The sequence below is a fragment of the Chryseobacterium arachidis genome (genome assembly GCF_900129245.1).
Taxonomy (GTDB): Bacteria; Bacteroidota; Bacteroidia; order Flavobacteriales; family Weeksellaceae; genus Chryseobacterium; species Chryseobacterium arachidis.
Genome location: NZ_FQUT01000005.1, coordinates 170,346 through 195,304, shown reverse-complemented (window position 1 = coordinate 195,304; position 24,959 = coordinate 170,346). Strand labels below are relative to the sequence as shown.

Sequence of the window (24,959 nt, the reverse complement as noted above, 5' to 3'; positions counted from 1 at the left end):
CATAATTTTATTGGTGCAAAGATAAATCTTTTTCTTCTTTAATTTATAATTTTCACGAGAACGGGTAATAAAACCGATCGTTTTTAAAAGCTTTAATCATCAAATATTATAAATTATTATTGTCGTTTTCTTCGTTTAAGAATCTTTGAAGATCCGGAAACAAACTTCCTTGATAATCATATAGACTTTTATGTTCAGAAGTTTTTATAATTACAACCTCTTTTGCCTCTATTAATGAAAGTTGAGGAAATATTTCTCTGATTTTTTGAATTGTAACCAACGGAGATTTATACTTTCCCATTAATTCATCTACAATTTCATAAACATTTTTACCTTCGTGTTTTATGTGAAGATACTTATTTGTATTATCCATCTTATGAATTCTAATTTCTAAACATCTTATTTCTCCCCGTTTTATATCTCGAAATATCCTTTAAAATCACCTCATCATCAGGGTTAAAAAGCTTAAGATCATTCACAATCTCAGAACGGCTGCTGAGGTTTTCGGCAATGATATCGTATGCAATATTTCTTGTTGAATGCTGAAGGCGCTGGTCTTTTTTAAATTCAGTTTTCATCGCTTCCAGATAAATCAGTTTTTTATCCGGTGAAATATTTTCGTATAAATATTTGATTTCCTGTTCCAGTTTATCCACTTCATGGATATTTGCAAAATAATGATGAAGACAGTTTAACGCTTCTTTATTTTCTTTCCAGCCCTGCAAAAGGATTTTCTGTGCTTCATGGGGCTTATCCATTTTATTTCGATACATTAAAGAAGCTTTTACCATCTGATGACTTTGTACATAATCATCTGCAACCATCTGATAAAAAATAAATGCATTTTCAAGGTCATTAATTTCCTTATATAAATCTCCCACTTTCTCCTTCTGCTGAAGTTCTTTGTAAAGCGTAATGGCTTTTTCGTACTGTTTTGCTTTTGCATAACAATTGGCTGCATCTACCTTGCTCTGTACTTTTCTCAGATAAACGACTGCCGCTTCATTATAAAAACCTCCTTCTTCCAGTGTTGCGGCCGCACGGTAGTTGTCTTTGAGAAGATTCATGTAGACAATGGCTGCTTTTTTATATTCATTATCCTCAATATGTTTTCTGGCAATATCTTCATACATGCTTCTTAGCTTATCAAAAAGAGATGTATCGATGTATGAACCGGAACTTCCGCTGTATTTTTTCGTTACCGGAGGCTGAGGATCTTTTTCCTGATTTTGCAGAATAACAATAAGCACAATAGCCACGGCTGCAAAAAATATAAATTTGAACAGGGTTTCCCAAAAACTCGCCAAAGTCATCTGAAACGACTGTGCCACAATAGCAATCGCCTTAAAAATCACAAGAATAAAGAAGGCAACCAAAAACTTTTCCAGAAACTTTTGCTTTTTCATCTTTTCTTTGATTTTAAAATGTTTTCATCTTCATTAAATAATCGGTAAAGGAGAACAATCACTCCAATAATCATCAACCAGACGAGCCAATTGTATCCGAAAGAATTGATCAAAGGATAAAAAATATACAGCAGAATAATTCCCAATAGTGCAATAAGAACCAATTTGATCCCGTCGGGAACATAATTTCCACCCATATACAAAGGTTTTTTTCTGAAAAAATAAGAATATACGCCCACCAGCCCTACAACAGCAAGCAACATCCACACGATCTCGGAAAAGGAAACTTCTTTTTTTTCAGGAACCTCTCCAATCACATCAAATGGTCTTTCCTGCACATATTCGTTAAATACAATCTTAGGTTCAGTTTCCCGAAAGGTACCGAAAACCCTTGCCAGAGAATCACTGAGCAATATTTTTTTCATTTCCTTCATATCATCGGCCAAAAGCTCTTTCGATATTTTATTCATTGTATTGGATGGATCTTTCCGGATAGAATCCAATACTTTCTGGTAATACTTTCTGGTCTGAAGATTGACTAAATCCTCTATCTTTTTTTGATATACTTTTTTCAGAGCCTCTCTTGCTTCTCGCTCTTTGGCTTTATACTCATCAATCTGCCACTGCATGGAAGACATGCCTCTTTCCGAGAAACTTTTCTGTTTATATTCTTCAATCAGCAATCTTCTGTCACGTCCAAACATAGAATCGATCTTCCGATCAATCTCAGTAAAACCCGACTCAAAAATCAGTGCCTGATCGTCATTTCCTTTCTGAAAATTTCCTTCCGCCGTATTTCCATTGTAGGAATTCTGAGCCACAAACTCTTTTTCTGCCTGTTTTTTACCAAAATCGACGGCAAAAATAATAATCACTACAACCGCCAGAAACAGTGCAAAAATCTTTTGCGAACCGGTCATTTTCAGTGGAGAGCTTTCGCCTCCGGAGGAATTGTCTGTGTCTTGAGCGATGGGATCACCAAACATTCCCCAATCGAAATTTCCGAATCCACCTCGGGATGTTGCATGAATATCCAATGGTATTCCTAAATATACCGCCCGCTCCGGATATTTGGTAATGTATTCTATATATTTTAGAATTTCTGCTTCATCTCCCGCTTTCAATTTATCCAAATCAAAAGGTAAGTTTATCATCCACTCTTCATCGGTAACGGGAGCCAAAAGCTGTTCCAATAGCTCATCATCATTCATATCCACTTTAAAGCTTCGTATTTTCTGTGGAATGAAAACTCCGTTTGACGGCTTTTTTAGTTTTGATTCTGTTTTCGGAGATTCTGCTACTATTGAAACCCAATCGATGGCTTCATTTAACTTTACCAATCCAAAATCGGGATGCATGATGATGTATTTGGCATCTATATTTTTCCAGTCTTCTGAATTGATTTTAGGATAAAAATCTGTATTCTCGGGAATGAATAATTTCTGATCAAAACACTGGAAGTATGAATTTTTACCTATTTCAGCCGGAGCATGATCTCCAAAAACAAGAAAACAACCATACAGAATATTAGGTTCAAGAGAAGGGATTGCAAAAGACTGTACAGTGTTAAGATCAATTCCCAAAGATTCTATTTCACGAAGCCACGCCAAAGGTGAATCGCTTCTGATGAGAAGCCCTCTTTTCGGATAATGATTTTTCGGAAAAGGTTTAATCTTTAGCTCCATATTCCAATACTTGATCTATAAAAGGTTGTAAATAATCCTGGTACATATCCTCAACGGTTTTTACTTTAAGCAGCGTATGATCCGGAAGATAATATTCGTAGCCGCCAAACTCTTTTTCTGAAGCCAAAGCTACTCCTGTATGCGTTGAAGTCGGCATATAAAACTCGGGAATATTGGCATTAATACTTCTGAAAGTAATCATTCCGCGAGAGTCTGCAATAATTTCACTCCCGTCTGAAAATGTGAACTTATTTTTATCCTGACTGGCAACCATTACAATAGGAGACTGGTTTTTGTACTGCGCCATTGAACTTCCCCAAAACTTTAATTCATACTTAGAAATTACCAGATTATTATTTTCATTAATTCCGATCAACGTAAAATTGCTGGTGAATTTGTAATTGTTACGATTTAGTTTATCAACTTCAATCTTTACTTTTTCTATATTTTTATGAATTTCAGGATCGTTTTTTATCGATTCTATAGAAACTTCACCTTCAAGATTAATTTCAAAAATATTTGTTAAACTACTTTCGTGTAAGTAAAAATGTTTATTGAAATATACCAATTCCACATGCAACGGAATGTCAAAACCTGAAATATTCAGTTCGGAATATTCTTTCGTTTCAATATTTAATTTTGAAATCAGTTTTTTATCCTGCTGATACTGACATAAAATAAACTGCTGTTGCTTATTCTTTGCCAAAGCAAACATTCCTCTGTCTTTTATGGAGATATTTTCAAACAACACCTCACAACCACGAAGGATTTTATATAAATCATAATAATTTCTGTTATAATAATTGTCTGATAGATAAGTTCTCAGTAATTGTTTTTTACTGCTCAGAATAAAAAATTCTCCTTCATACATAAACTTCGCAATCTGCTGTTGCGGAATCGGGAAAAGCAATGGATAATTAAGCGGAACATCCGTTTTTTCTCCTTTACCGTTCTGACTTGCCGACCTTTTACTTTTTTTATACGGAGGATCTGCCCAAAGCTCTTTCAGCGGCAATACAATCTTCTGAATATGTTTTCTGGCTCCTAAATGATGCTTGTAAAAATTCAGTTCGCCATCTGAAGAGGTTGTCACCAAAAACTTCAGTCGGTTTCTGTTTTCGTGAATGACTTTCTGAAGGCTTTCATTCGCCAGATTTTCATGATGGGTAATAAAAAAAACTTCGAGGTCTTTTTCTGTCCGTTCTTTTTTGAAAAATAAATCTAAAGCTTCTGAAACATCCAATGTTCCGCTTACGAGGTTAAGATTTTCAATTACTTCCTCCACACGATCCAGGGTCATGGCAATGCTGGATTGTCCCAATGCATACACTTTACACTCGGAATGTGCTTTCGGATGTTTTATCACAGCTAAAGCAGAAGCAAAAGATAACACTTTCGGAGTTCCCCAGTTTTTCAGGGAAGTATCAATGAGAATAATTCTTTCAAAAATATTTTCTTCAGGCGGTATTTCCCTTTGAATATATAACGCTTCGTTATTGGCCACACGGTTCATAAAAACTTCATCTTCATTGGCATATTCAGATAAAAGCATTCTGTGAAGATCTCCTTTATTGGTAATATCCGCAACACCACCAATCGGCTGTTCGCCGGGAGAAAGATGCCTCATCGGAATTTTAAGCCCGCTCCAGATTCTTTTAATCAGACTTCCTAACTGAAATGTTTTGGGCTCTTCAATCAATTCCTGAATGAAATCTTTTTCAGATTCGGCCGTACGTTCTTCAGCTAATTCTTCTTTAATTTCCGGTTCAACTGTTAAACCCTGTATCGCTTTAACGATAGATTCTGTGGTCGGAAACCGATTATGAATGAATGATAACGTTTCAATATCTCTATCTATAATATCATCAGAAAGCATAAGCTTTTCTGCAGCATCGCCAATTTTCTGGGGACTTCTGTGATAACTGTTAAGAATATATTCAGATTCTTCCGCAGAAATCAAATTAACAGAATCTTTAAAAATCGTCTGGAAAAGATTGATTCTGTTTTGCCCTCTCTTCATGGAATTTCCAATTTTGCTGAGGTTTTCCAATAGCTGACAAGCATTTTTAATATCTAAATTAAAATCACTAGTCTCTTCTGTTCTATATTTTCTTAGGAAATAAAAAATACCATCCAGATTCAAATAACCGTCTTGTGTAGCGTACATTGTCAGCAGAAAAGCTCCAAAAGGCGGCAAACCTTGTGTTTGAAGCTCTTTTAAAACTTCTATAATATAGGGTCTGTAAGCAATAACACCAACATTCGGAACCAAAATAAGATTATTCTCAAGATATCCGGAAGAGTCACGAACATCCTTATCTGTGATCCATTCCCAGAAATAATTTTCATGCGATTGAAAATAACTTACTAAATCCATTCTCTTGCTTTTTGAGTCAGACGGAAAGAGCTTACAGACAGCTTTCGGAAATCCTCTTTATTGATTGAGAGATAACTTCCGTCTTCATTCCACAGTAACCATTTATCTGAATCTTTATTATACTTTTTCTGTAATAATGAACTCAGGTTTTTAAATTCAAAATCAAATCCGCTTGGTAAAAGATGATCATCTTTCATCCAATAGGTTTTCCCCGGAAAGCCTAATAATGGTGTTCCCAAGAATAACGCTTTATCATCCACAATGATCCACTCCAGCTTTTCAAGTTTAAAGTTCGGAAGCTCGGCGATTTTATTTTTTATTTCATCGATAGAACATAATAATGCAACCGCCGGATATTCATTTTCTCCTTTTTTAAGGTGAACCGCAATTTTTTCATCAATGCCAAACAAATTATGGTTTGATGGCGGAAACGTTAATTTCAAAGCCTTATCAATAGATGTCCAAAGCAATGCCGTCCGTACTTTTTTACTTGGAACCAATGCATTTCTTCTGAACAACAATCCGTTCTTTAATTCATATAAAATAAAATTAGGAAGCTGCTTCAATTCAGAAGAAACGGCTTGTTCTACGGTAAAACCTTTCAGCCAAATTATCTCATCATCCCCGGCAATCTGAATATTTTTCCAGTCGCGGATGGACCCTAAAGAATATTCATCTTTACGGGGAATTTCTGCCCAGAATTCTTTTAAGCGCTCTGAAGAATCTTCTGCCATAAGCTTTCAATTTCTTTTTGAATAAACTGTTTCTGTTCTGCATGGGCAATCCAGTCGCAACGGGTCTGAAGATATCTCAACTTATCTTTGATGACATTCTGCTCCTCAAAACTCAGACTTCCGTTTTCCCACTGATCAATTAATATTTTCACATCTTTCATCACTTCTTCAGGGTTCGGAGTCTTATTGTGTAAAGCCTGTGGATGAGATTTCGGGTTATCGTCTTTTTCGATGGTTCTGTTGATAATTCCTTCTAAAATCTCAATCTGTTCTTCGGTATCCCAGATATGTTTCAACACCCATAAATCGGATAAAATAGCTTCGTTTCTGCCACAAATCAAGGCACTTGCGGCAATCAGATTCTGCATTTTTACGGCACGACGATCCGAGATGGTGATTCCCGTGTTTCGAAGACTAATAATTGTATTGAGATAAACTTCATAAATAGGCTTTAAATCTACCGTTTTGCATAATGCCTGAAGTTCTTTGATTTCGTGAGCCAGGATTTCCGGGATTTCAGCATCTGTTGTATTTTCTAATTTTCTTCCGGCTAAAAGAACCTGCTGAAGAAGATCGGGATGTACGTAATCTACATTAATTCTCACCAAAAAACGATCGAACAAAGCGTTCAACGCTTCATCTTCGGGAAGAACATTACTGGCCCCCACAAACATCAATGCAGGAAGATTTTTTGTTTCTTTTCCTCTTTTAAAAATCTTTTCGTTCAGAGCCATCAAAAGGGAATTCAGAATGGCCGAATTCGCATTGAAAATTTCATCAAGAAAAACCATGGAGGCTTCGGGCATCATCCCGTCTGTATTGGTAAAAAGTTCACCTTCTTTCAGTTTTCTGATATCGAACGGTCCGAAAATCTCGTTCGGTTCTGTAAAACGGGTCAAAAGGTATTCGAAATTTTTCCCGTCTTTTACTGTTTTTGCCAACGTTCTGACCAAAGCGGATTTTGCAGTTCCGGGAGGTCCGTACAGAAAGGCATTTTCTCTTGCCAGTAAGCAGATTCCCAACAAATCCACAACGTTATTTTTACCAACGAAAGTGTCTTTGACGTAAGTAAGAACTTTGTTTAATTTTTCTATATTTTGAGTCATTGTTTTTTGTTTTTATATTAGTTTTTTTTAACGTAAAGTCCGCAAAGGTTTCTTTAACTTGCTAACTGTTTTTAAGTTCGCAAAGGCGTTTCACTTAACAAAGTAAACAAAGATTTTTAATCTTTTATTATTTTCAATTCTTTCCAGAAAATATCTTTGTACCACCCGAATTCTGCAGTCAGCAGCCGATTGATGTAAGGAATTTCTGCGAGTCTATAAACTTTGTTCTCTACAATTCTCTCAAGATATAATTTTCTGTAGGTTTTATCTTTTAATTCTTCTTCCCAGTTTAGATTTTCGAGATCAAGTTCTGTTTCAATCCCCGAATAATGAAACTGTTTTAAAATATTTTCAAGCAATGCTATTAACGGGTCATCTGGATCTGTATTTTTCAGGGATATGATAATCTGCGGCAGAAACCTGAGTGATAAGTCTGCTGACAATCTGGAGGAAACCGTCAGTTGTCCCCTAAATCCAGGAATCAATTGGGAAAGGTCTTTCTCCGTATTTTCACGAACAAGATAAAGCTGTACACTGTGGTACAGAATTTTTGCCGCCCAGACCGCCGCTTCTTTGTCAAACGGAATCTGATCAGACAGAAATTCTAACCTTTCTTTTTCGAATTCGCTTTCAAAATACTCTGCCACTTCCTGTTCCTCTTTTGGAGAAATCTTTTTAACATCCGTAAAAATCGTAATGCATTCTTCCTTCCGCAACAGAAACAAAGTGTCTAAAAACGGAGATTGGGTTTTCATCATCTAACAAAAATAAAATTATTTCTTTGAGAATAAAATTTTTACGGGAATGATTGGGGATTAAATATTTTTTATTGAGGTTGATTATGAATCATCATGATTGGGATAGTATTGGAAGATAATGGAAGTTTGAGCGATTTTTGATACGACTATTCTAAAAAAATCCACCGCAATGCAGTGGATTTTGCTTGTTTGCTCAAAGTCGGGAAACTTTGCGCAGCGGATAACCAAATTAGTTATCCGTTTTTGCAATGTTTATTAAATTTCTAATTATTATAGTTAAAGCCAACCTATAAGTTCTTTTCCTTTATTAATAGAAAGTAAATATTTTACTTTCTTATCTTCAACTTTTACGCTTGTAATAATTTCTTGATCATGAGAAATGATAAAAATATTTTTAGTATCTCCATCTATATTTATTTTTTCTCCCTCATAATGATTATAATCTGTAATAGTTATGTCTGAATTTTTTAGTTGATTTAGAACTATCCTATATTGGCTCAATACATAATCAGGTTTTTCACTATAATAGGACTTCATAAAACTATCAACATTTTTATCATTCAATTCATGAAAAAAAGAAAATATTGGATTATCAAACTTGTTTTCTTTTTTGGAACAACTAAAAAATGATAAAACTATCAAAATTAAAAATGTATTATAAGCCAATTTTTTTATCATTATCTTTTTTATTAGAGTTAGAATTATTAGGAGTAGGGTCTGGAGGTCTACCATTTCTGATTCTTTTATTTTGTTCACGTAAATCTTCACCTAAATCACCAGGATTATGACCACCTCCATTTGGCCATGTTCATTTCGTTTTTGGAAGATTAATTCCTCCAACAGCAGCACAATTTAAAACAAAATCAGTACAATTATTAGTATTCAAATCATATTTATTATTTTTGTTAGATTCTACAAAATCTAGAATGTCATTAAATTTTTTCTCACTTATCGGTCGCATCTGTACAACTTCTTTTTCATGTACTGAATTATCTTTTATTTTTCCATAAGCTTCCGAGGCTATAGGATTTACAGATGGAGGATATGGATAGAAGCCAAAAGTCTTTGAATCTGTTGTACCATCAGTATTTTTTCTATTTAAAGTTACAAAAGCATGCCCTGAATCTGTTCCGCCATTGTATTCATATGTATCTCTATCACCTCCCTTACCTGGTTGATCTACGTGTATTACTAATTGATAGCTCTTTCCTTTTTTTCCATTATTAAAAAATTTACGAATTTCATTTGCATTTATAGCTTCTAATCTTTCTAATTCCCTGTGAAGTAACCCAATTCTTAGAAAAATTATAATGAGATTGATACGCATACTTCTTACTCAACGGATCTACATTGAAAAATCTTCCAACATCAGGCATATAATTTCTCCATTTAAACGAGTAAAAACCAGTCTCCTGTAATTCTTGTCCTTTAAACTTATAATTCCTTAAATTCGACTGTGAAAAGAACGCATTACCGCTTTTAAGATGGTTCATCCCAAACGGATAATAATCATGATTATCGATGAGCTGTAGAGCACCTGCACTGTTTTTGTAAGATCACTCATATATTTATTGATAATTATAATTTTTATTTTTTTTTTGTAAAAACCACTGTTTTTACAGTGGTTTGTTTTATAATTACTACTTATTTATTAATATTTTTTTATATTATCTGACATCAAGTTGTATAAAAACTGATGTTAGATAAATAATTAGTATAATTGAAATAATATTTACAATTATTGAAATAATTTCTTTAAAAAATAATTTCTTTTTCAAATAGACTAGATTTACAGTTAAAAGTGATCCAATAGATATCCCTGAAAATAGTAGTATATTTTTTTCATAGCCTCCATTAATAAAAATATAGGCAATAATGATAGTGTATAACCAAATTAAAATATTAATTATAAAATTAATTCTATTTTTTCTTTGTTTCATTGTTCGGCTTTTTATTTAGTTCATTTACTACGGCATTATATGCATTATATTTATATTTATTATCAATCTCAGTATGAGAAGCTGATACTGGAACATTTAAAATCGTGGTTTTAGAAGGGTCATCAGCTTCTATATCTTCTCCTCCAATACTACTACCTAAGAAGCCATCATTTTTATTATAATAATTTATTGCTTTTTTAACATTTGAAGGAATTTGATCACTATCCCAATCATCAGCTATATCTAGAGTAAATAATAAATCAATCTTAATATCTGGATTCTCTTGAGCTAATTCGATAAAATTGTCGGCCCCTCTACTATGTCCTACCATAATTAACTTTCCATTAGGACTTTGCTTTCTAAAAGATTTAATAGAAGTAAGAATGTCATTTTTTGTATTTTCAGTACTTGATGATCCAAATACCCCAACTTGATTAGTTTTGCTATTTAAATTATTTATAACTCCTAAACCATCATAATCTATTCCTCCATCTTTATTCACTTTACCAAAATTTTGTGCCTGTGTTGCTCCATTCGGAGGATTAGCTCTTATCCATCCTTGATTTACTAAAACTAAATTTTTAGTAGTCCTATTTATTACCAAAGGTTCTAATCCTTCTAATTCTCTTGCATCAATAACTCTATTTCCACTAAAAGCATACACAGACCAAGTATTGTACTTTTCACTTAGAGGATCAATATTAAAGAATCGTCCAACATCAGGCATGTAATTTCTCCATTTATAAGCATAAAATCCAGTTTCCTGTAGTTCTTGTTCCTGCATTTTATAGTTCTTATAGCTGCCTTGCCTAAAATATGAAAGTCCAGTCTTCAAATGATTCATTCCAAAAGGATAGTAATCGTTGTTATCCACTAATTCTAGAGTGCCTGAGCTATTTTTTGCAAAACTAACTCTTACATTTCCTAACTGATCTTTATACTGGTAAATATATTGATTTTTTGTATAATCGTAAAAGCCCTCTGCCGTTGGGAAAAACTTTAATTCCGCAGTCTTTGGTACGTTAAGAAAAGTCGGTTCAACAGTGGGTTCCAAGATACCTACAGGAGTAAATGCCTCTGGTTCGTACGCTCTTTTCAGCATCCTCATTTCAGGGCTTTCTCCTGGATCACTACCACCAGGCCCAGAACTGGTAACATTTAGATACTGGAAGCCATCCAGATAGTCTGTTGTTTCCTTAGAGGAAGTGGTTCCGGCAATACCTATGGACATTTTTAGGCTCTCATTTCTTACTTTTACACCATCAGCCCTGTATTTTGTCGAAATATCATTGGTAATCTGACCAAAACCAATATGTACTGCATTAGGAAGATTCAAATAATTGTACCCAATACCTGTGATATTTTTATCCATCATATTGGTCATATTCCCATTCACATCATAATCAATAGGAAAACCTGCGGTACCCTCATATCCCGTTGGGTTTCCACTGTTGTCTTTAATGTTTAGTGCTTTGTTCCCATTATAAGTATATTGCAGATTATCAATAACCGTTGCGGTAGTATTGCCATATTCTGCTTTTGATGTTCTATAAAGGTCAGATATATTACCGTTCAGGTCATAGGTCAAAGATTCCGTATTCTCTTTGCTGTATGGGTTGTCCGGATTCTGGTAATATCCAGCTAAAAGCCTGTCCATTTTATCAAAGGCATAGCCATACCTTTTGGGCGTAAGCGGAGGATTTACCCCTATATTTTCCACGGCTCTCCAGTCGACTTCCGCAATATTGCCATTGTATTTCGGCAAAACATTTCTGCCCGGAAATTGTGCAGTATCCGGATTCTGTATTCCGTCTCTGCTGGCATATTTTATTTTGTAGCTAAACAGCTTTCCATCAAGATTACCGACAGACATCTGGTTTTTATTGATATCGGTCAGCCAGCCGTTGATATCGTAGTCGTAATCGATACTCTGCAGCGGCACAGAACCTGATGTAGATCCTACCTTTTTATTGATAAGCTGGGAAAGTTCATCGTAGGTATTTTCCGCCAGAAGTTCCTCATCATTATTATCTACCTGATGAAAATGCTGCACAAGCCTGTTCTGCGTATCGTAAAGAAATCTTTCCTTCACCGTAACACCGATTTCACCCTGCTTTCTAAGATGGTAAGTGTTTTTTCTTAAGGGAGATCCTGCGAAATCAAGCTCCGTTTCGGTATTGGTATAACCTCCTAAGTGATTCACCGAGTTGCTGGCAATCTGCCTTCCCATCGAATCATAGTAGTTATAGGTCTTTGTCCAGTTATTGTCTTCAATATTCTTTACATAGGTAGCTGTTAGAGCATCATTGGTTGAAGCATCATCCGTACTGCTTAATATCTGGGACATGGTAGGCTGACCTAAAATAGTTGGGGGAACACTAGGAGCTTCCGAAGGATAAGTATCATAGTAATTTGCCGTTAGGACAGTAATATTTGCCGATGGGAACCCCAGATTTCTATAATATAGGTTTCCACCACTGATTACTATTGGGACTGCTAATCTGCTTTCGATACTGGATGAATTATTCACCTGATTCTGTATTGCAGACCTTGAGTCTAAGTTAGGATAGAAACCAGTGAAAGCCACTCTTCCAAACTCATCATACTTTGCGAAAAGCCAACCTCTATTTCCAAATGTATTATTTGTTATTCGTAGGCTTCCATCCTGAGTTAGGACTATTCTGTCATGCTTATCATAAACCGTAAATTCCCAGTCTTTTCCAGGGATTTTTTTCTCTACCTCTCTGTCTTGTCCGTCATATCTGTATTGGTAGCATAGCTCGTTTAGAATAGCTTCAGTAATTACATTATTATTCTGTGTGATCTGCTGAACTGCCTTTGGAGAAAGCACAAAAGCCAGCTGGTCGTATTCATTATAGACATAGTAGGTGTCTACATTTTGCGACCCGTCATTACGTCGGATCATTACGGTTTGTCCCTTCCCGTTCTGAAAACGGATCACAGGGTTTCCATCCTCATCGGTGACTGTATTTTTATAAAGGGTCGATGCGGGGTAGAATCCTGAATTATCAGCGGAAACTGACAATTCGGAAACCGTACTGGAAATCCCACTGATCGTATTGATGGAGGTAACGGTCTTGAATTTTTTTACCTCGCTACCGGAGTTTGCCTCATACTGGAATTTCTGTGTATGCCCGGAGCTCTTCTTCCAAGGTTCGCCCGGTTTTGCCTGCTGCAATACTCTGTCCAGAGGGGAGTTTTCAAGTTCTTTTTCAGAAAAGGCATTGCTTACGCCATAGTAGGTATTTGCCGCAGACTCATTGGTAATGCCTGTGTGGATTGCCGAGTTTTGTGTAGCTACAGGTACGGGTAGGATATCCTTGGCCCGTCTTCCATATCCGTCATAGGTAACAGCAGTTACCAGATCTTTTGCTGTAGGTGTTGATTTGACATCTATAATCTGCTTTGCCCTTCCAAATCCATCGAAATACGTAATAGTTTCAGATTTTCTCGAGCAGTCATCATTAAGACATTTTTTGGACTGTATAAAGTTTTCATTTGTTGATTGGGCAAAGGATAGAACTGTAACCATTAACCCAAGGACCAATGAAGCTTTTGTAATAATATTTGTTTTCATGCTTGTATTAGTGTTTGTAGTTATAGTTATGCTCAGAGATTTTTTTATTGATATAGGTTCCGGAATTGTTTTTACCTCTGATATCGGTTTCTTTGAGCCTGTTGGCTGCATCATATACGAAAGTCTGTCTGATACCCGATGGAGGCGTAATACTGGTTACTCCGATCAGAGGATCATAAGTATAGGTCGTAATTTTCTTTCCCAATAGTGCAGATTCCTTCCTGAAACTATTTAAAGCATCAAGCAACAAACCTTCTTTTGTTGGATCAGTTGCATCATCATTCGAAGCTGAAACAATCCCAGCGATAGAAATTCCTACTGTTAAATCACCGTAAGAAATACCCTCGATTTTTGCGATCGGCTGCGTTTTATTGTATCCCCACACAATTGAAACAGGAATCCCATCCTTGGTTGTATACTGAAGGATATTTCCTTTTTCATCATATTTGTCGTATGAAACATCCGTTGAAGCATTATTATTGAGCTTGTCATAAGATTGTTCGGATAACGGCAATACTAAATTTCCGGTTTGTGTTGTCGGAAGGGATGTGGGATAAATGGTTTCTGATTTTTCCAAGTTTTTAGTAATTCCATTTATCGTTTGGGTCGTAGTATTTTCTAATGGAATATTAAGCATATTCCTATTAATCATGAGCTGATTCCCTTTCTCATATGCATATTTGAAAGTAGTGTTCAACTCTACATTTTCTCCAGAAAAGGATTCTCTTGTAGACGTTAATTTTGTGGGATATAATGAATCATTATAAAAATATTCTGTTTTTCGAGACTTCTTTCTACCGTCAGTAAAATAATCTGTAGTTTCTTCTTTCTTTAGTAAAAACGCATCATTATGTCTTACGAAAATAGGAAAAGGACCTGGGCTTACTGTTGTATTAACTCCTATATAGGATGGAAAAATATCATTTATTTCAACATTTGGTTCTAACATTGATGCACCCGAATATTCATTTCTTAAAGGTGTTCCACCAGATATATAATCAATAGGCGAAACTAAGCTCGAAAAAATCATTTTAATGTTCCGATCTTGTTGATAATTAATACTTGCATTCGGAGCTCCAACAGTATAAAAATCTCGCTTGGTTGTTTTTATTGTATCATTTAAATTATTGAGAGCAGTATAATTTATTAATTCACCATTTCTCCAGTCTCTGGTTTCCATAAATTCATATCTCGCTGATGTATTTTCTGTAGTAGCTAGGAAATTATCACCAGATTGAAAAGGAGGCTCGATGTAATATTTAAATATTTCTCTTCCCTTTATATTATTCATATTATCTGTTCTTACTACCTCTACATTACTATATCCTATTGTTTTTCCTTGGGTTCGCATACCAGTAATGACTGGTCTATTCGATAATTCAATGTTATCTTGAATAAGTTTAGTATTTCCTGAATCGTTACCCTGTCCACAAGTATGTGACCTTACATACCCTGATCTAGTAGACCTAGTATACATAGGAATATCAAATAAAACACCACTTGATAATTGGCTGTTTCCATCTTTCGTATACAAATACTTTGAAGAGTATTTATATTCTCCATTATTATCGTATCTTTTTATCTCTTTAATTCTAATACCTCCCGCATCAATAACGGGCTCCTTATATTCGGGATCTTGTTCCTCCCAACTTAGTGCCGCTTGGGAATATGAGTAAATATAATTAGATAAATTACTGTCATAGCTTAGCCCTCCCCAGTAAATATGCTTAATTTCCAAATATATTTTCTGCAAAGGGATAGCTGTACTATTGATTTCAGTATACTTTATGGTAAATTCATTTTGTCCTGATAATGATCCACCTGTGGAAAGATAAGTTTTAACTCCATTTACATAATAAAAAATACCGTATTCAGCGTTTAAGTAACTATTATTTAAAGAATTCGAAAAAGTAGATGCCCTGAAAGTAGATTTGAGGGTCATTTTTAATGATAGAGCTTTTTCAGCTGTTAAATCAATCTCCTTAACAAAAGTTTTATAATATCCTCCATCTTCGGTCGGAATCATTGAATATGTGAGATTAGGACCTTGTGCAGTTGCACTTACCATAAAAAAATCATTCTTTTGAAGAGTTTTCTTTTTTGTTAAAAAATAATGTTCCCTTACTGGCTCGTAGATTAATGAGCTAGCCTTATTAGGTTCATAAATAAATTCATTTTTTCCACCTTCGGGATATGTAATAGATTTTAAGGTGTTGGTATGGGTAAATTGAGAGTGTACATTCTTATCTGCAATTGTAAATAATGCTCCATTAACATCATCTGTGAAACCCCATACCGGAGTGTTTAAAAATGTATTCAAATACTTCACAGGTACATTGGGAAAACCTGAATTGTAACTGGTACCATTATAATATCCCCAATGATCCGTTGAGAAAGATAACCTTTGCCTCATTATGTTATCTTCATAGTATTCAAAAGAAGTTGTTTGGCATTTGTTTTCTCTATCACAGTCCTGAAACGATAGTAGTTTCAATCTTTTCGTAGGATCTTCTGTGGGATCATTTGCTCCAGTTGCTTCTGTTGTATTTGTGAAATATCCGTAATTAAATTTTTTTTCTGATATTAAAACTCCACTTTTATTTTTAATTATAATTCTATCGAGCTTTTTTAAGTTATTGAAATCCAATCTACCTGAGTATTCAAAGGTTACAATCGCATCCGTAGTCTCTATTTTATTCAATAAAGCTTCTGTCATGTCATATGTTATGTCATAACTTGGAGTTGGTATTGGAGGAGTTGTTATATTTGGATAATTACAACCCGTTAAAAATGAACGAGTAAAGTATGTAATATTTCTTGTTCGAGGTGCAAGCTCTCTTCTAACCATTTGGTTGGACAAATAGTAAAAATTAATTTCATTATTATCTACCCCCTTGATTTTTTTTATCTTCCATGCATTAACACCATATTTATTACTACCTGATGCAGATCCATCTCCTCTAAGAACTTCTATACCATCACCACCGAAAGTATATTTTAATCCTGAAGTTGTTGTAACATTTATTGTATCCAGCCTGCTATAATATGTGGGATCAAATACTTTTGTATAATAATCAACTTTCAAATCTGACATTGGGAAGGTCACAATTTTTTTATTTTTAGGATTGTAAAAAAAACTTCCTGCAAAACCATCAATTGACATAGCAAATTCATCTGACATAAGATCAGCTATTGACTCATTAAATAGAGGATTATTTGCCATGTTCAATCTTAGTTTCTGATTATCAATATTGCTATTTAAAAAATTTTCAATATTATCTGTATCATGTTTCATTACACCATTTTCATCGGTAAGTCCATTAATTTTTCGCGTAATAGGGGCAACAGTATTGATTGACCAACCTAGTCCTACAGAGCTTGCAATATCTGAGACTAAGACACCCCCAGCGTGATAGCTTAATGTGACAGGTAACTCAACACTTCCGGATTTTACATTATAAATCGGTATTGAAATATTCGGTATTCCAGTATAATTGGAGACTGGAGTCTCCTGATACTTTAACAGGCTGCTTGTTTCAGGGGTATATGGAAACACATTCTTAGGTCCTTTGTATATTTGTGAATACACTAACGAACAAAAGAGCATGCAAATAGTTATTATCAATGTCTTCTTCATTTTATTAATCTTATTGTTTTATTAGTTTAGCGTTTGCGGTTTTCACATCCGTTTTCACAGAAATAATGTAAGCTCCCTGAATCAAAGCCTGCGTATTCATCTTGGTCACCTTATTCTTGGTTTTAAGGCTCTGTACCTGTCTTCCGCCCATATCATACATCACAATATCAGCTTCTTTAAAATCAAAGCCAATCTCCACATACGTATAATCTGATACCGGGTTCGGATAAATCTTAATATCCTGTTTCTCGATCAGCTGATCAAGCTGAGTATCGCCCAGCTTCACAATCTTCCAGTTCTCTTTGCCGAGTTCCTCTGCACTGGTTCCTGCCAGAATAATAGATCCGTCTCTGTTTAATTTAATATCGGATAATCTCTCTTCTCTCTTTCTCGATTCTCCTTTCACATGCTTTCTCCACTGTTCATTACCATTCTGATCCAGATACAGCATCCAGAACGTCTCGTCATCACTCTCAATTCTGCCCTCAGCCTGAGTGTAACCGCCCAGTAAAATGCCTTTGGTTGTTGGTTGATTGTTCTTAGTTGATGGATTACCGATTACACCCATTCCCATCAAAACATCCCTGTTTTTGAAATTGTAGGATTTCTGCCAGATCTCTTCGCCTCGTTCGTTGAGTGAGATCAGCCACAGATCGGTTCCTTCTTCAATACCGACAGACTTGTTTCCCGATCTTTCAGATCTTGATTCACCACCGATTAGATATCCTGTTGATGTAAAAGCTAATGTTCTGATATGGTCATCTCCTTTGCCTCCAAAGTTCTTTTCCCATTCAACCTTTCCGTCTTTTGAAAGTTTAATGATCCAGTAGTCTCCTTCGCCATAATTTTCAGTTTTCTTTGATCCTCCTGCGTTGCTTCTGGAATAAATCCCTAATAAAGCTCCACCATCCATAGTCGGAATCATTTTCTCCACTTCATCCAATCCTTTTCCGCCCAATACCAACTGAGATAATTCTTTTCCGTTTTTATCCAATCTTACAACCAAAACATCTTTTGAACCGTAGCCTTTGGATGAATTTTGGACATTACCCGCAACGAAAAAGCCGAAATCCGTGGTCTGGATCACTGCTCGAGCTTCTTCATCCGAACTTCCGCCAATGGTTTTCTGCCACAGTTCATCCCCGAATTCATTGATCCTGATCAGCCAGATATCGGAACCACCCTTTGAATCGTCTTTTTTATCCAGACCTTTTGAAGAGTAAGAAGTACCCGCTAACAGAAATCCTCCTTCCTGGGTATTGACAGTAGCCGATAAAAAATCATGGTTCTTTCCGCCAAAGTATTTTTCCCAGACTTCTTCCCCCTGTTGATTAAGTTTTACCAAATGAAAATCGTAACCATTGTTTTGCTTTTGGCCGTTCGCCCCCGGTTGTTGGTTGTTAGACTGAATAGAGCTTCCGGTAATCAGATACTGCTGATCGATTGTTGTGGTCACCTGTGAAATGAAATCCTGGGTGGAAGACTTAATGTCCTTCTGCCACAAGACCTCCTGAGAAGAGAACCCCTGAACAGTGCATAAGAACAATGCACCCATGTAGAATTTTTTCATTCCCGTGTTTATTTGTTTCTTAGTTATTACTTTTTTTAAAATCGCTGCAAAAATAGACTTTATACTTCACTTTAGGAAGATTTATCAGTTAATAGTATATGAATATTATCATTAAATCATTCTGAGACAAAAATAAAACGATACAACGTCAAAACGTGACGTGTTATTTATTATTCAGGTTTTCTTCGAGAGTTCTTCGGCACTCCTTCGGAAAAAGTATCTTTTTTCCGAAGCCCATCCGAAGGTCTTCCGAAGAAGATCCGAAGAAAGTAGTATTTAAACAAAAGAAAAAATTACAGTAAACCCATTATTGTCCTTCGTCGATTTATATCTGTATTTGTATTTAATATATCTTCCACATTACTGTGATCTTTAAAAGAAATGATAAAATTCCGGAGAGAATTTCGAAAAAGCCTGATTAATAAAATAGACACCGAAAAGATAAAACTCAGTTATAAAAGAGTTAAATTCGTACAGATTCTATCAGCCCGGATTAAACCTCATAATTCATTATCTTTGCGCTTTCAAATAAAAAAATTATGAGTATCCACATCAGTGCAAAAAAAGGAGAAATTGCCAAGGTTGTCCTGCAGCCCGGAGATCCGTTGCGTGCTAAATATATCGCTGAGAACTTTCTGGAAAATGCAAGATTAGTAAGCCAGACCAGAGGAATCCTCTATTATACAGGGATTTATAAGGGAAAAGAAATTACGGTAGGCGCAAGCGGTATGGGCTTCCCAAGCATCGGGATTTATTCTTTTGAACTGTTTACGGAATATGAGGTGGACACCATTATCAGAATCGGAACCTGCGGGGCTTATACAACAGATCTTAAAGTTTTCGATATCCTTAACGTCGAAAATGCAGCCAGCGAAAGTACGTATGCAAAATACGCATGGGAAATTGATGAAGAAATTATTTCTCACCAGGGAAATATCTTCAATACTATCAACGAAACGGCTCAAGAAATGTCTTTAACCGCAAAAGCGACTAACATCCACAGCAGCGATATTTTCTACAGAAAAGATCCCGCTATTCCTGCAATTGCTACGAAATACAGCTGTCCCGCAGTAGAAATGGAAGCTTTCGGGCTGTTTGCCAATGCTCAACATTTAGGTAAAAATGCGGCAACGATTCTTACCGTTTCAGATATTATTCCTACACACGAAAATATATCAGCCGATCAAAGAGAAACAGCTTTGAGACCGATGATTGAGCTGGCTTTGGAAGCGGCTTGGAAAAGTATTAAATAAAAAATTGTCGGGCAAGAATACCTGTCATTAATATTTAATAAAAAGAGTTTTACATATACTGTAAAGCTCTTTTTTCTGTAAAGTCTTTGGATAATTTAAACCTATCGTGCATTTAGGAATTAGTAATTTAATTTAAACTTTAACAAAATGGGAATAGGTTAAATCTGAATAATATTTAGTATTGACGGAAAATAATACCGTTAAAATCCAGTCTTTTATAATTTTAACATTTAATTTCCCTCCATTTTTCTTTAAATAATAGTAATTTTACAAATACAAAACAATTCAACAAAAAGTGAAAAAATTTTCGATCCTTATTGCTAACTACAATAACGGAAAATATTTCAAAGAATGTTATGAATCTATTATATCGCAAACCTATAGCAACTGGGAAGTGATTATTGTAGATGACCGCTCAACCGATGATTCCGTGGAAGTCATAAAAGAAATCATTACCGATGATCCCCGTTTTAAATTATACGAAAACGAGACCAATAAAGGCTGTGGCTTCACAAAGAGGAAATGCATGGAATTTGCTGAAGGAGATCTGTGTGGCTATGTGGATCCCGATGATGCTTTATATCCTGAGGCGTTGGAGAAATCAGTTGCGGAATACGATTATGCTCCTGAGATTGTTGCCACTTACTCGAGAATGATGATGTGCAATGAAGATCTTATTCCTGATAAAACATTTCCGAAAACCAAAGAAATATATAACGATAAATATTTTTTCAACTGCCCTGTTCAGTTTGCCCATTTTTTTACGTTCAGGAAAGATATCTATCTCCAAACTCAAGGGATTAATTCTGAACTTACCAGTGCAGTAGATCAGGATTTGTATCTGAAAATTCTGGATCACGGGAATCCTTCATTTATTGATGAAGACCTGTATCTGTACAGGCTTCATGCCAAAGGGATTTCACAGTTTAAATCTAAGAAAAACGCTAAAAATTCTTTTGCAAAAGTCATTCATGAGACAATGAAAAGACGTGATTTAAAAACAATTGACAATATAGAAGTTCCCGATTTTTACACGGATTCTGCTGAAATATTTAAACTTTTAAATTATCAGACCAGGTTATTTTACCGAATAAAAAACAGAGCCAGATTAGCATTTAAAAGGCGCTGAATTACTTTATCTAAAATTTATCCTGAAAAAATCCCGGGCAACTGCTGTGGTTTCGTTGGCGACTTCAGCAATACCTATTTTCTTTAATTGAGCAATCGTCTGAGCAACGTAAGGTAAAAATGAAGGCTCATTTCTTCGATTCTGTATTCTCGGCATATTTTTCGGAAGCATAAATGGTGCGTCGGTTTCAATCATCATTCGATCGAGCGGAATATATTTTATCACTTCTTCCAAATGTTTAAACCTATTCTGATCGCTGATAGCTCCGGTAAATCCTAAGTAAAACCCTTTGTCTAAATAGATTTTTGCTTCATTTAATGTTCCCGTGAAACAATGAACGACCGCTTTGGGAAGTTTGGCAAGATATTCATCTGTAATTTCATTAAATCTTTTGAAAGCCGACCTTTCATGAAGGAAAAGCGGTTTATTCACGTCAATGGATAATTCGAGCTGCATACGATAACATTTCTCCTGAATTGGTCTTGGCGAAAAATCCCGGTCAAAATCCAGCCCGCATTCTCCGACAGAAACAACGTGATCTTGTTTTAAAAGTTTTCTTAATTCATGAATACTTTCATTATTAAATGATTTTGCATCATGTGGATGAATTCCTGCCGTGGAAAATAAAATCTCAGGATAATCTTCTGCAATTTCTGCTGATTCTTTACTTCCACGAATGCTCGTTCCTGTGAGGATCATTTGCTCTACCCCATTGTCGAGGGCACGGTTGATGATTTCTTCCTGTTCGTTGTAAAATTGTTTATTGGTCAGGTTGATACCAATATCGATAAATGTGTTCATTTTTTTATTTATTAATTTATTTTATTATTAATTTTCTTAACGCTGCAGTTTCCAATGTCGGTTTAAAAGGTTAAGAAGCAGAATTGTATTAAGAAAAAGATCTGCATCATCTGCAAAATCTGCGAGAAAAAAATATTAATCTTTTATTCAATTTTAATCAAAAAAAACAAAGTAAGCAGGAATCGAACCGGCAATCCATTGGAGTAGAATGTGTTTTTCCATTAAACTATTACTTTGTCTGAAAATTTAAGAGTTTATCATTTCTTCCATCATATTTTTTAGTTGTGGAAGCGCTACGGAGCTGCTTTCCTGAATGGAATGCAATGTTTTACTTCCTTTTAAAATATAATCGAAATACGTATCATTTTCAGGATTGATGAGTACAATCCATTTGGCTCGGATTTTTACGGTTTCAACAATATTTACAGGCAAAGCTGTAGATCCTGAAGTTCCTATTACAAAAAGAATATCCGTATGATCAGCAATGTGGTAAGCAGTATCAAAATGATAATATTTTTCATTATAGCTTTCATCAAACCACAACGTATGAGGACGAAGCCAGTTTCCGCATTTCTTACATTTCAGATCATCTATATCATCTGGAGTTAAGTCTTCCATGTATTCTTTATACTTAATATTTTCAGGAAAATCAAAAGGCTCACTGCATTCTTTTGAACAGCGTACTTTTTGCTTGCTCCCGTGAATTTCATACACTTTTTGTGTTCCGGATCTTTGGTGCAGTCCATCTACATTTTGAGTGATTAATTTAAATCTGTCTCCCAAAAGTTTTTCAATTTCTGTGATGGCAAAATGTCCCAAATTGGGTTTAGCTTCCGCAATCATTTTCTTCCAAAAAAGATTGTATTGCCAGACTTCTTCCTGATTTTGGCTAAAGTATTTGTATGTTCCGAATTCTTCAGGTTTATGATATTTAGTTCCTTTAATCCAGATTCCGTCGATGGAACGATAGGTTGGAAGTCCGCTTTCCGCAGAAATTCCGGCACCGGTAAGGAAAGTAATGTATCCTTGTTTTTCTTTAAGTATTGTCTTTAGTATTAATTGTAATTCTTCCATGGTTTTAATTTTAAAAAGGGAAACAGGCAAGATTTGAACTCGCAATTTCTCGAGGTTTGAGATATTTTTCCATTTAAATTACTGCTTCCGTTTTGGGAGTACAGCAGGAGTCGAACCTGCAACCTCTGATCAGTGAGGTCAGTGTTCTTCCACTTAGAACTATGTACTCCTTGTGAAACGGACAGGATTCGAACCCGCAACCCTTAGCGTGGCAGGCTAATGCTCTTCCATTGAGCTACCGTTTCTGTTGGGGAGATAAGCGGGATTTGAACCCGCATCCATTCCGTGCAGGGAATAAATTTTTCCGATTAAACTATTATCTCCGTTTTGGAAAGCGTGTGGGACTCGAACCCACGACCTCCGCCGTGACAGGGCGGTATTCTTCCTGCTGAACTCACGCTTTCTGTATTTTACCAGCTATTCACTTTATAATTTTTCAATAAAACTCCGCTGTAATAATTTCCATTGATTCCCTCCACAATCGGATGCAGAATTCTCGCAGCACCATCCACAGAATCCAGTGGCGGAATATATCCCTGCTCAAACTGTTTCTTTCTCAGACTTTCCTTCGCACCCGTGGAAATCCACCCCACGTCAACCGCAGTCATGTAGATTTGATCTTTTTCAAATTCTTTTGCAGAAGTGAGCGTCATCATATTCAGCGCAGCTTTCGTCATATTCGTATGCGGATGGAAAATCGTTTTGTTGTTATAACTGAAAATACCTTCCGAAGACGTTACATTAACGATAAACTTTTCTTTAAAAGATGAGTTTTTCATGAATGACTTCAATTCTTTGATCAGGAAATAGGGCGCAATATGATTAATTAAATTCACTTCAACCAATTCATACATCGAAACTTCTTCCAACGTGGAATTCCAGCTCGTTTTATCACGATTATCTACAGGTTGCCCGAAACGTGTTAAAGAAATATTTGCTTCTTCATTTTCCGCATATTCCAGTTTTCCGATTTCGGAGGAAATTGCTGTTGAGTTCGGAATTAATTTCTGATTGTTCTTAAATTCAACCAGCATTTCGTTTTCACGTCTGATGATGGGTAAATAATATTGATCCGGATATTTAATCGTCTGGGCTGCATTATTGATTAAAATATCAAGCGTTTCAAAATTAGTTTTATAAAAATCTATAAATTCCTGTATGGCCTTCAAATTTCTCAGATCCAAACCGTATACCCAAAGTCTGTCTTTCCATTCATCATAATCTGCTTCCTGCTGTAAAGTTTCCAATGCCAACGCCGGAAAACGGGTCGTCAAAACCAAATTAGCACCGTTTCTCAACAGTTTCAAGGCTGTCGCGAAACCTACCTTTACTCGTCCACCGGTTAAGATTGTGTTTCTTCCCGCCAAATCTGTTGATAAAAAACGTTTTTCATAGTTTTCCTCGGCACATTTTGGGCACAATCTTGTGTAAAAAGAATGCGCATATTGATAGCTTTGGTTACAGCAGTAGCAGTTTTTAGGAAGTTGTAATTTTGTAAGCTGGGTTTCGTTTTTTTCATCATCATAAAAAGCAGAGACTCCTGCCAACGCTTTTTTCATCAGTACAGATTCAGAATTCACCTCTAAATCATGAGACTTCATCTGAAAGTAATTTTCCTGACGGTTCTGCTTTTTGGCGTTCTTATGAATTTTTGTAATTAAGCCCGAAAAAGTCTGATTATCAGGATTAAGAAATGGCTCATCTTTTAAGGCATTTAATACCTTCAAACATGATTCCCATTCGGTTTGCGTAAAGTTCTGAGTAGAAAAATCCATTGCTTTTTATTTACTTTGACAAAATTATTTGTGGAGTACGCAATGTTTTTACGCAGAGAAAAGTTTTTTAAATGCTGGAAGTTAGAAGTTGGAGGCTGGAAGATTAAAGTTTGATT

The 24,959-nt window shown here is 35.5% G+C and carries 18 protein-coding genes and 5 tRNA genes; 2 read left to right on the top strand and 21 right to left on the bottom strand.

Features of this window, described 5'->3' with window-relative positions; all coding sequences use genetic code 11:
- Window positions 1–106: 106 nt before the first annotated feature.
- The 13 genes from BUA89_RS11615 to BUA89_RS11550 all read right to left on the bottom strand — a co-directional run bounded on the left by BUA89_RS11615 (window position 107) and on the right by BUA89_RS11550 (window position 18,811).
- Window positions 107–373 carry a hypothetical protein gene (locus tag BUA89_RS11615; protein WP_072957697.1) on the bottom strand — a complete coding sequence of 89 codons (267 nt, stop codon included), beginning with the start codon at window positions 371–373 and terminating at the stop codon, window positions 107–109.
- Between the two features lie 10 nt (window positions 374–383).
- Window positions 384–1,406, bottom strand: coding sequence for a soluble NSF attachment family protein (locus tag BUA89_RS11610; RefSeq protein WP_072957694.1), 1,023 nt, complete (start codon window positions 1,404–1,406; stop codon window positions 384–386).
- Window positions 1,403–3,091 carry a hypothetical protein gene (locus BUA89_RS11605; RefSeq protein WP_072957691.1) on the bottom strand — a complete coding sequence of 563 codons (1,689 nt, stop codon included), beginning with the start codon at window positions 3,089–3,091 and terminating at the stop codon, window positions 1,403–1,405. The genes BUA89_RS11610 and BUA89_RS11605 overlap by 4 nt, the downstream gene beginning before the upstream one ends.
- Window positions 3,075–5,468 carry a hypothetical protein gene (locus BUA89_RS11600; protein ID WP_072957688.1) on the bottom strand — a complete coding sequence of 798 codons (2,394 nt, stop codon included), beginning with the start codon at window positions 5,466–5,468 and terminating at the stop codon, window positions 3,075–3,077. Before BUA89_RS11600 ends, BUA89_RS11605 begins: the two co-directional genes overlap by 17 nt.
- Window positions 5,459–6,202, bottom strand: coding sequence for a hypothetical protein (locus BUA89_RS11595; protein ID WP_072957685.1), 744 nt, complete (start codon window positions 6,200–6,202; stop codon window positions 5,459–5,461). The genes BUA89_RS11600 and BUA89_RS11595 overlap by 10 nt, the downstream gene beginning before the upstream one ends.
- Complete coding sequence (locus BUA89_RS11590; RefSeq protein WP_072957681.1) at window positions 6,175–7,308, bottom strand: AAA family ATPase; 1,134 nt, start codon at window positions 7,306–7,308, stop codon at window positions 6,175–6,177. The genes BUA89_RS11595 and BUA89_RS11590 overlap by 28 nt, the downstream gene beginning before the upstream one ends.
- Window positions 7,309–7,424: 116 nt before the next feature.
- Complete coding sequence (locus tag BUA89_RS11585) at window positions 7,425–8,066, bottom strand: hypothetical protein (protein ID WP_228420556.1); 642 nt, start codon at window positions 8,064–8,066, stop codon at window positions 7,425–7,427.
- Window positions 8,067–8,342: 276 nt separating this feature from the next.
- Window positions 8,343–8,744, bottom strand: a complete 402-nt coding sequence (locus BUA89_RS11580) for a hypothetical protein (protein ID WP_143152335.1) — start codon at window positions 8,742–8,744, stop codon at window positions 8,343–8,345.
- 130 nt (window positions 8,745–8,874) lie between these two features.
- Entirely contained in the window at window positions 8,875–9,393 is a 519-nt protein-coding gene (locus BUA89_RS11575) for a hypothetical protein (protein WP_072957675.1), read from the bottom strand.
- The gene (locus tag BUA89_RS23505; RefSeq protein WP_072957672.1) at window positions 9,308–9,559 is read right to left on the bottom strand and encodes an RHS repeat-associated core domain-containing protein; all 252 of its coding nucleotides are present in this window, start codon (window positions 9,557–9,559) and stop codon (window positions 9,308–9,310) included. Before BUA89_RS23505 ends, BUA89_RS11575 begins: the two co-directional genes overlap by 86 nt.
- 427 nt (window positions 9,560–9,986) lie before the next feature.
- Window positions 9,987–13,604 carry a DUF6443 domain-containing protein gene (locus BUA89_RS11560; protein ID WP_072957664.1) on the bottom strand — a complete coding sequence of 1,206 codons (3,618 nt, stop codon included), beginning with the start codon at window positions 13,602–13,604 and terminating at the stop codon, window positions 9,987–9,989.
- 7 nt (window positions 13,605–13,611) lie between these two features.
- On the bottom strand, window positions 13,612–17,241 hold the full coding sequence (locus BUA89_RS11555) for a hypothetical protein (protein ID WP_143152334.1): 3,630 nt from the start codon (window positions 17,239–17,241) through the stop codon (window positions 13,612–13,614).
- A 10-nt stretch (window positions 17,242–17,251) separates the two neighbouring features.
- Window positions 17,252–18,811 carry a T9SS type A sorting domain-containing protein gene (locus tag BUA89_RS11550; RefSeq protein WP_072957656.1) on the bottom strand — a complete coding sequence of 520 codons (1,560 nt, stop codon included), beginning with the start codon at window positions 18,809–18,811 and terminating at the stop codon, window positions 17,252–17,254.
- Between the two features lie 539 nt (window positions 18,812–19,350).
- On the opposite strand from BUA89_RS11550, the gene deoD reads away from it, so the two are divergent.
- Window positions 19,351–20,064: a purine-nucleoside phosphorylase gene (deoD, locus tag BUA89_RS11545; protein ID WP_072957653.1), complete on the top strand. Its 714-nt coding sequence runs from the start codon at window positions 19,351–19,353 to the stop codon at window positions 20,062–20,064.
- Between the two features lie 295 nt (window positions 20,065–20,359).
- Window positions 20,360–21,193, top strand: a complete 834-nt coding sequence (locus BUA89_RS11540; RefSeq protein ID WP_072957650.1) for a glycosyltransferase family 2 protein — start codon at window positions 20,360–20,362, stop codon at window positions 21,191–21,193.
- Between the two features lie 6 nt (window positions 21,194–21,199).
- On the opposite strand, the gene BUA89_RS11535 is transcribed toward BUA89_RS11540, so the two are convergent.
- The 8 genes from BUA89_RS11535 to BUA89_RS11505 all read right to left on the bottom strand — a co-directional run bounded on the left by BUA89_RS11535 (window position 21,200) and on the right by BUA89_RS11505 (window position 24,843).
- Complete coding sequence (locus BUA89_RS11535) at window positions 21,200–21,994, bottom strand: TatD family hydrolase (RefSeq protein WP_072957647.1); 795 nt, start codon at window positions 21,992–21,994, stop codon at window positions 21,200–21,202.
- A 167-nt stretch (window positions 21,995–22,161) separates the two neighbouring features.
- Window positions 22,162–22,230 (bottom strand) — tRNA-Ser (locus BUA89_RS23140).
- Window positions 22,231–22,240: 10 nt separating this feature from the next.
- On the bottom strand, window positions 22,241–23,068 hold the full coding sequence (locus BUA89_RS11530) for an SIR2 family NAD-dependent protein deacylase (RefSeq protein WP_072957644.1): 828 nt from the start codon (window positions 23,066–23,068) through the stop codon (window positions 22,241–22,243).
- An 18-nt stretch (window positions 23,069–23,086) separates the two neighbouring features.
- Window positions 23,087–23,156, bottom strand: a tRNA-Val gene (locus BUA89_RS23135).
- A gap of 85 nt (window positions 23,157–23,241) precedes the next feature.
- Window positions 23,242–23,313 (bottom strand) — tRNA-Gly (locus BUA89_RS11520).
- Window positions 23,314–23,316: 3 nt separating this feature from the next.
- Window positions 23,317–23,391: transfer RNA gene (locus BUA89_RS11515), tRNA-Ala, on the bottom strand.
- A 9-nt stretch (window positions 23,392–23,400) separates the two neighbouring features.
- A tRNA-Asp gene (locus BUA89_RS11510) sits at window positions 23,401–23,471 on the bottom strand.
- 7 nt (window positions 23,472–23,478) lie between these two features.
- A complete protein-coding gene (locus BUA89_RS11505) occupies window positions 23,479–24,843 on the bottom strand; it encodes an SDR family oxidoreductase (RefSeq protein ID WP_072957640.1) in 1,365 nt (454 codons plus the stop codon).
- Window positions 24,844–24,959 lie beyond the last annotated feature (116 nt).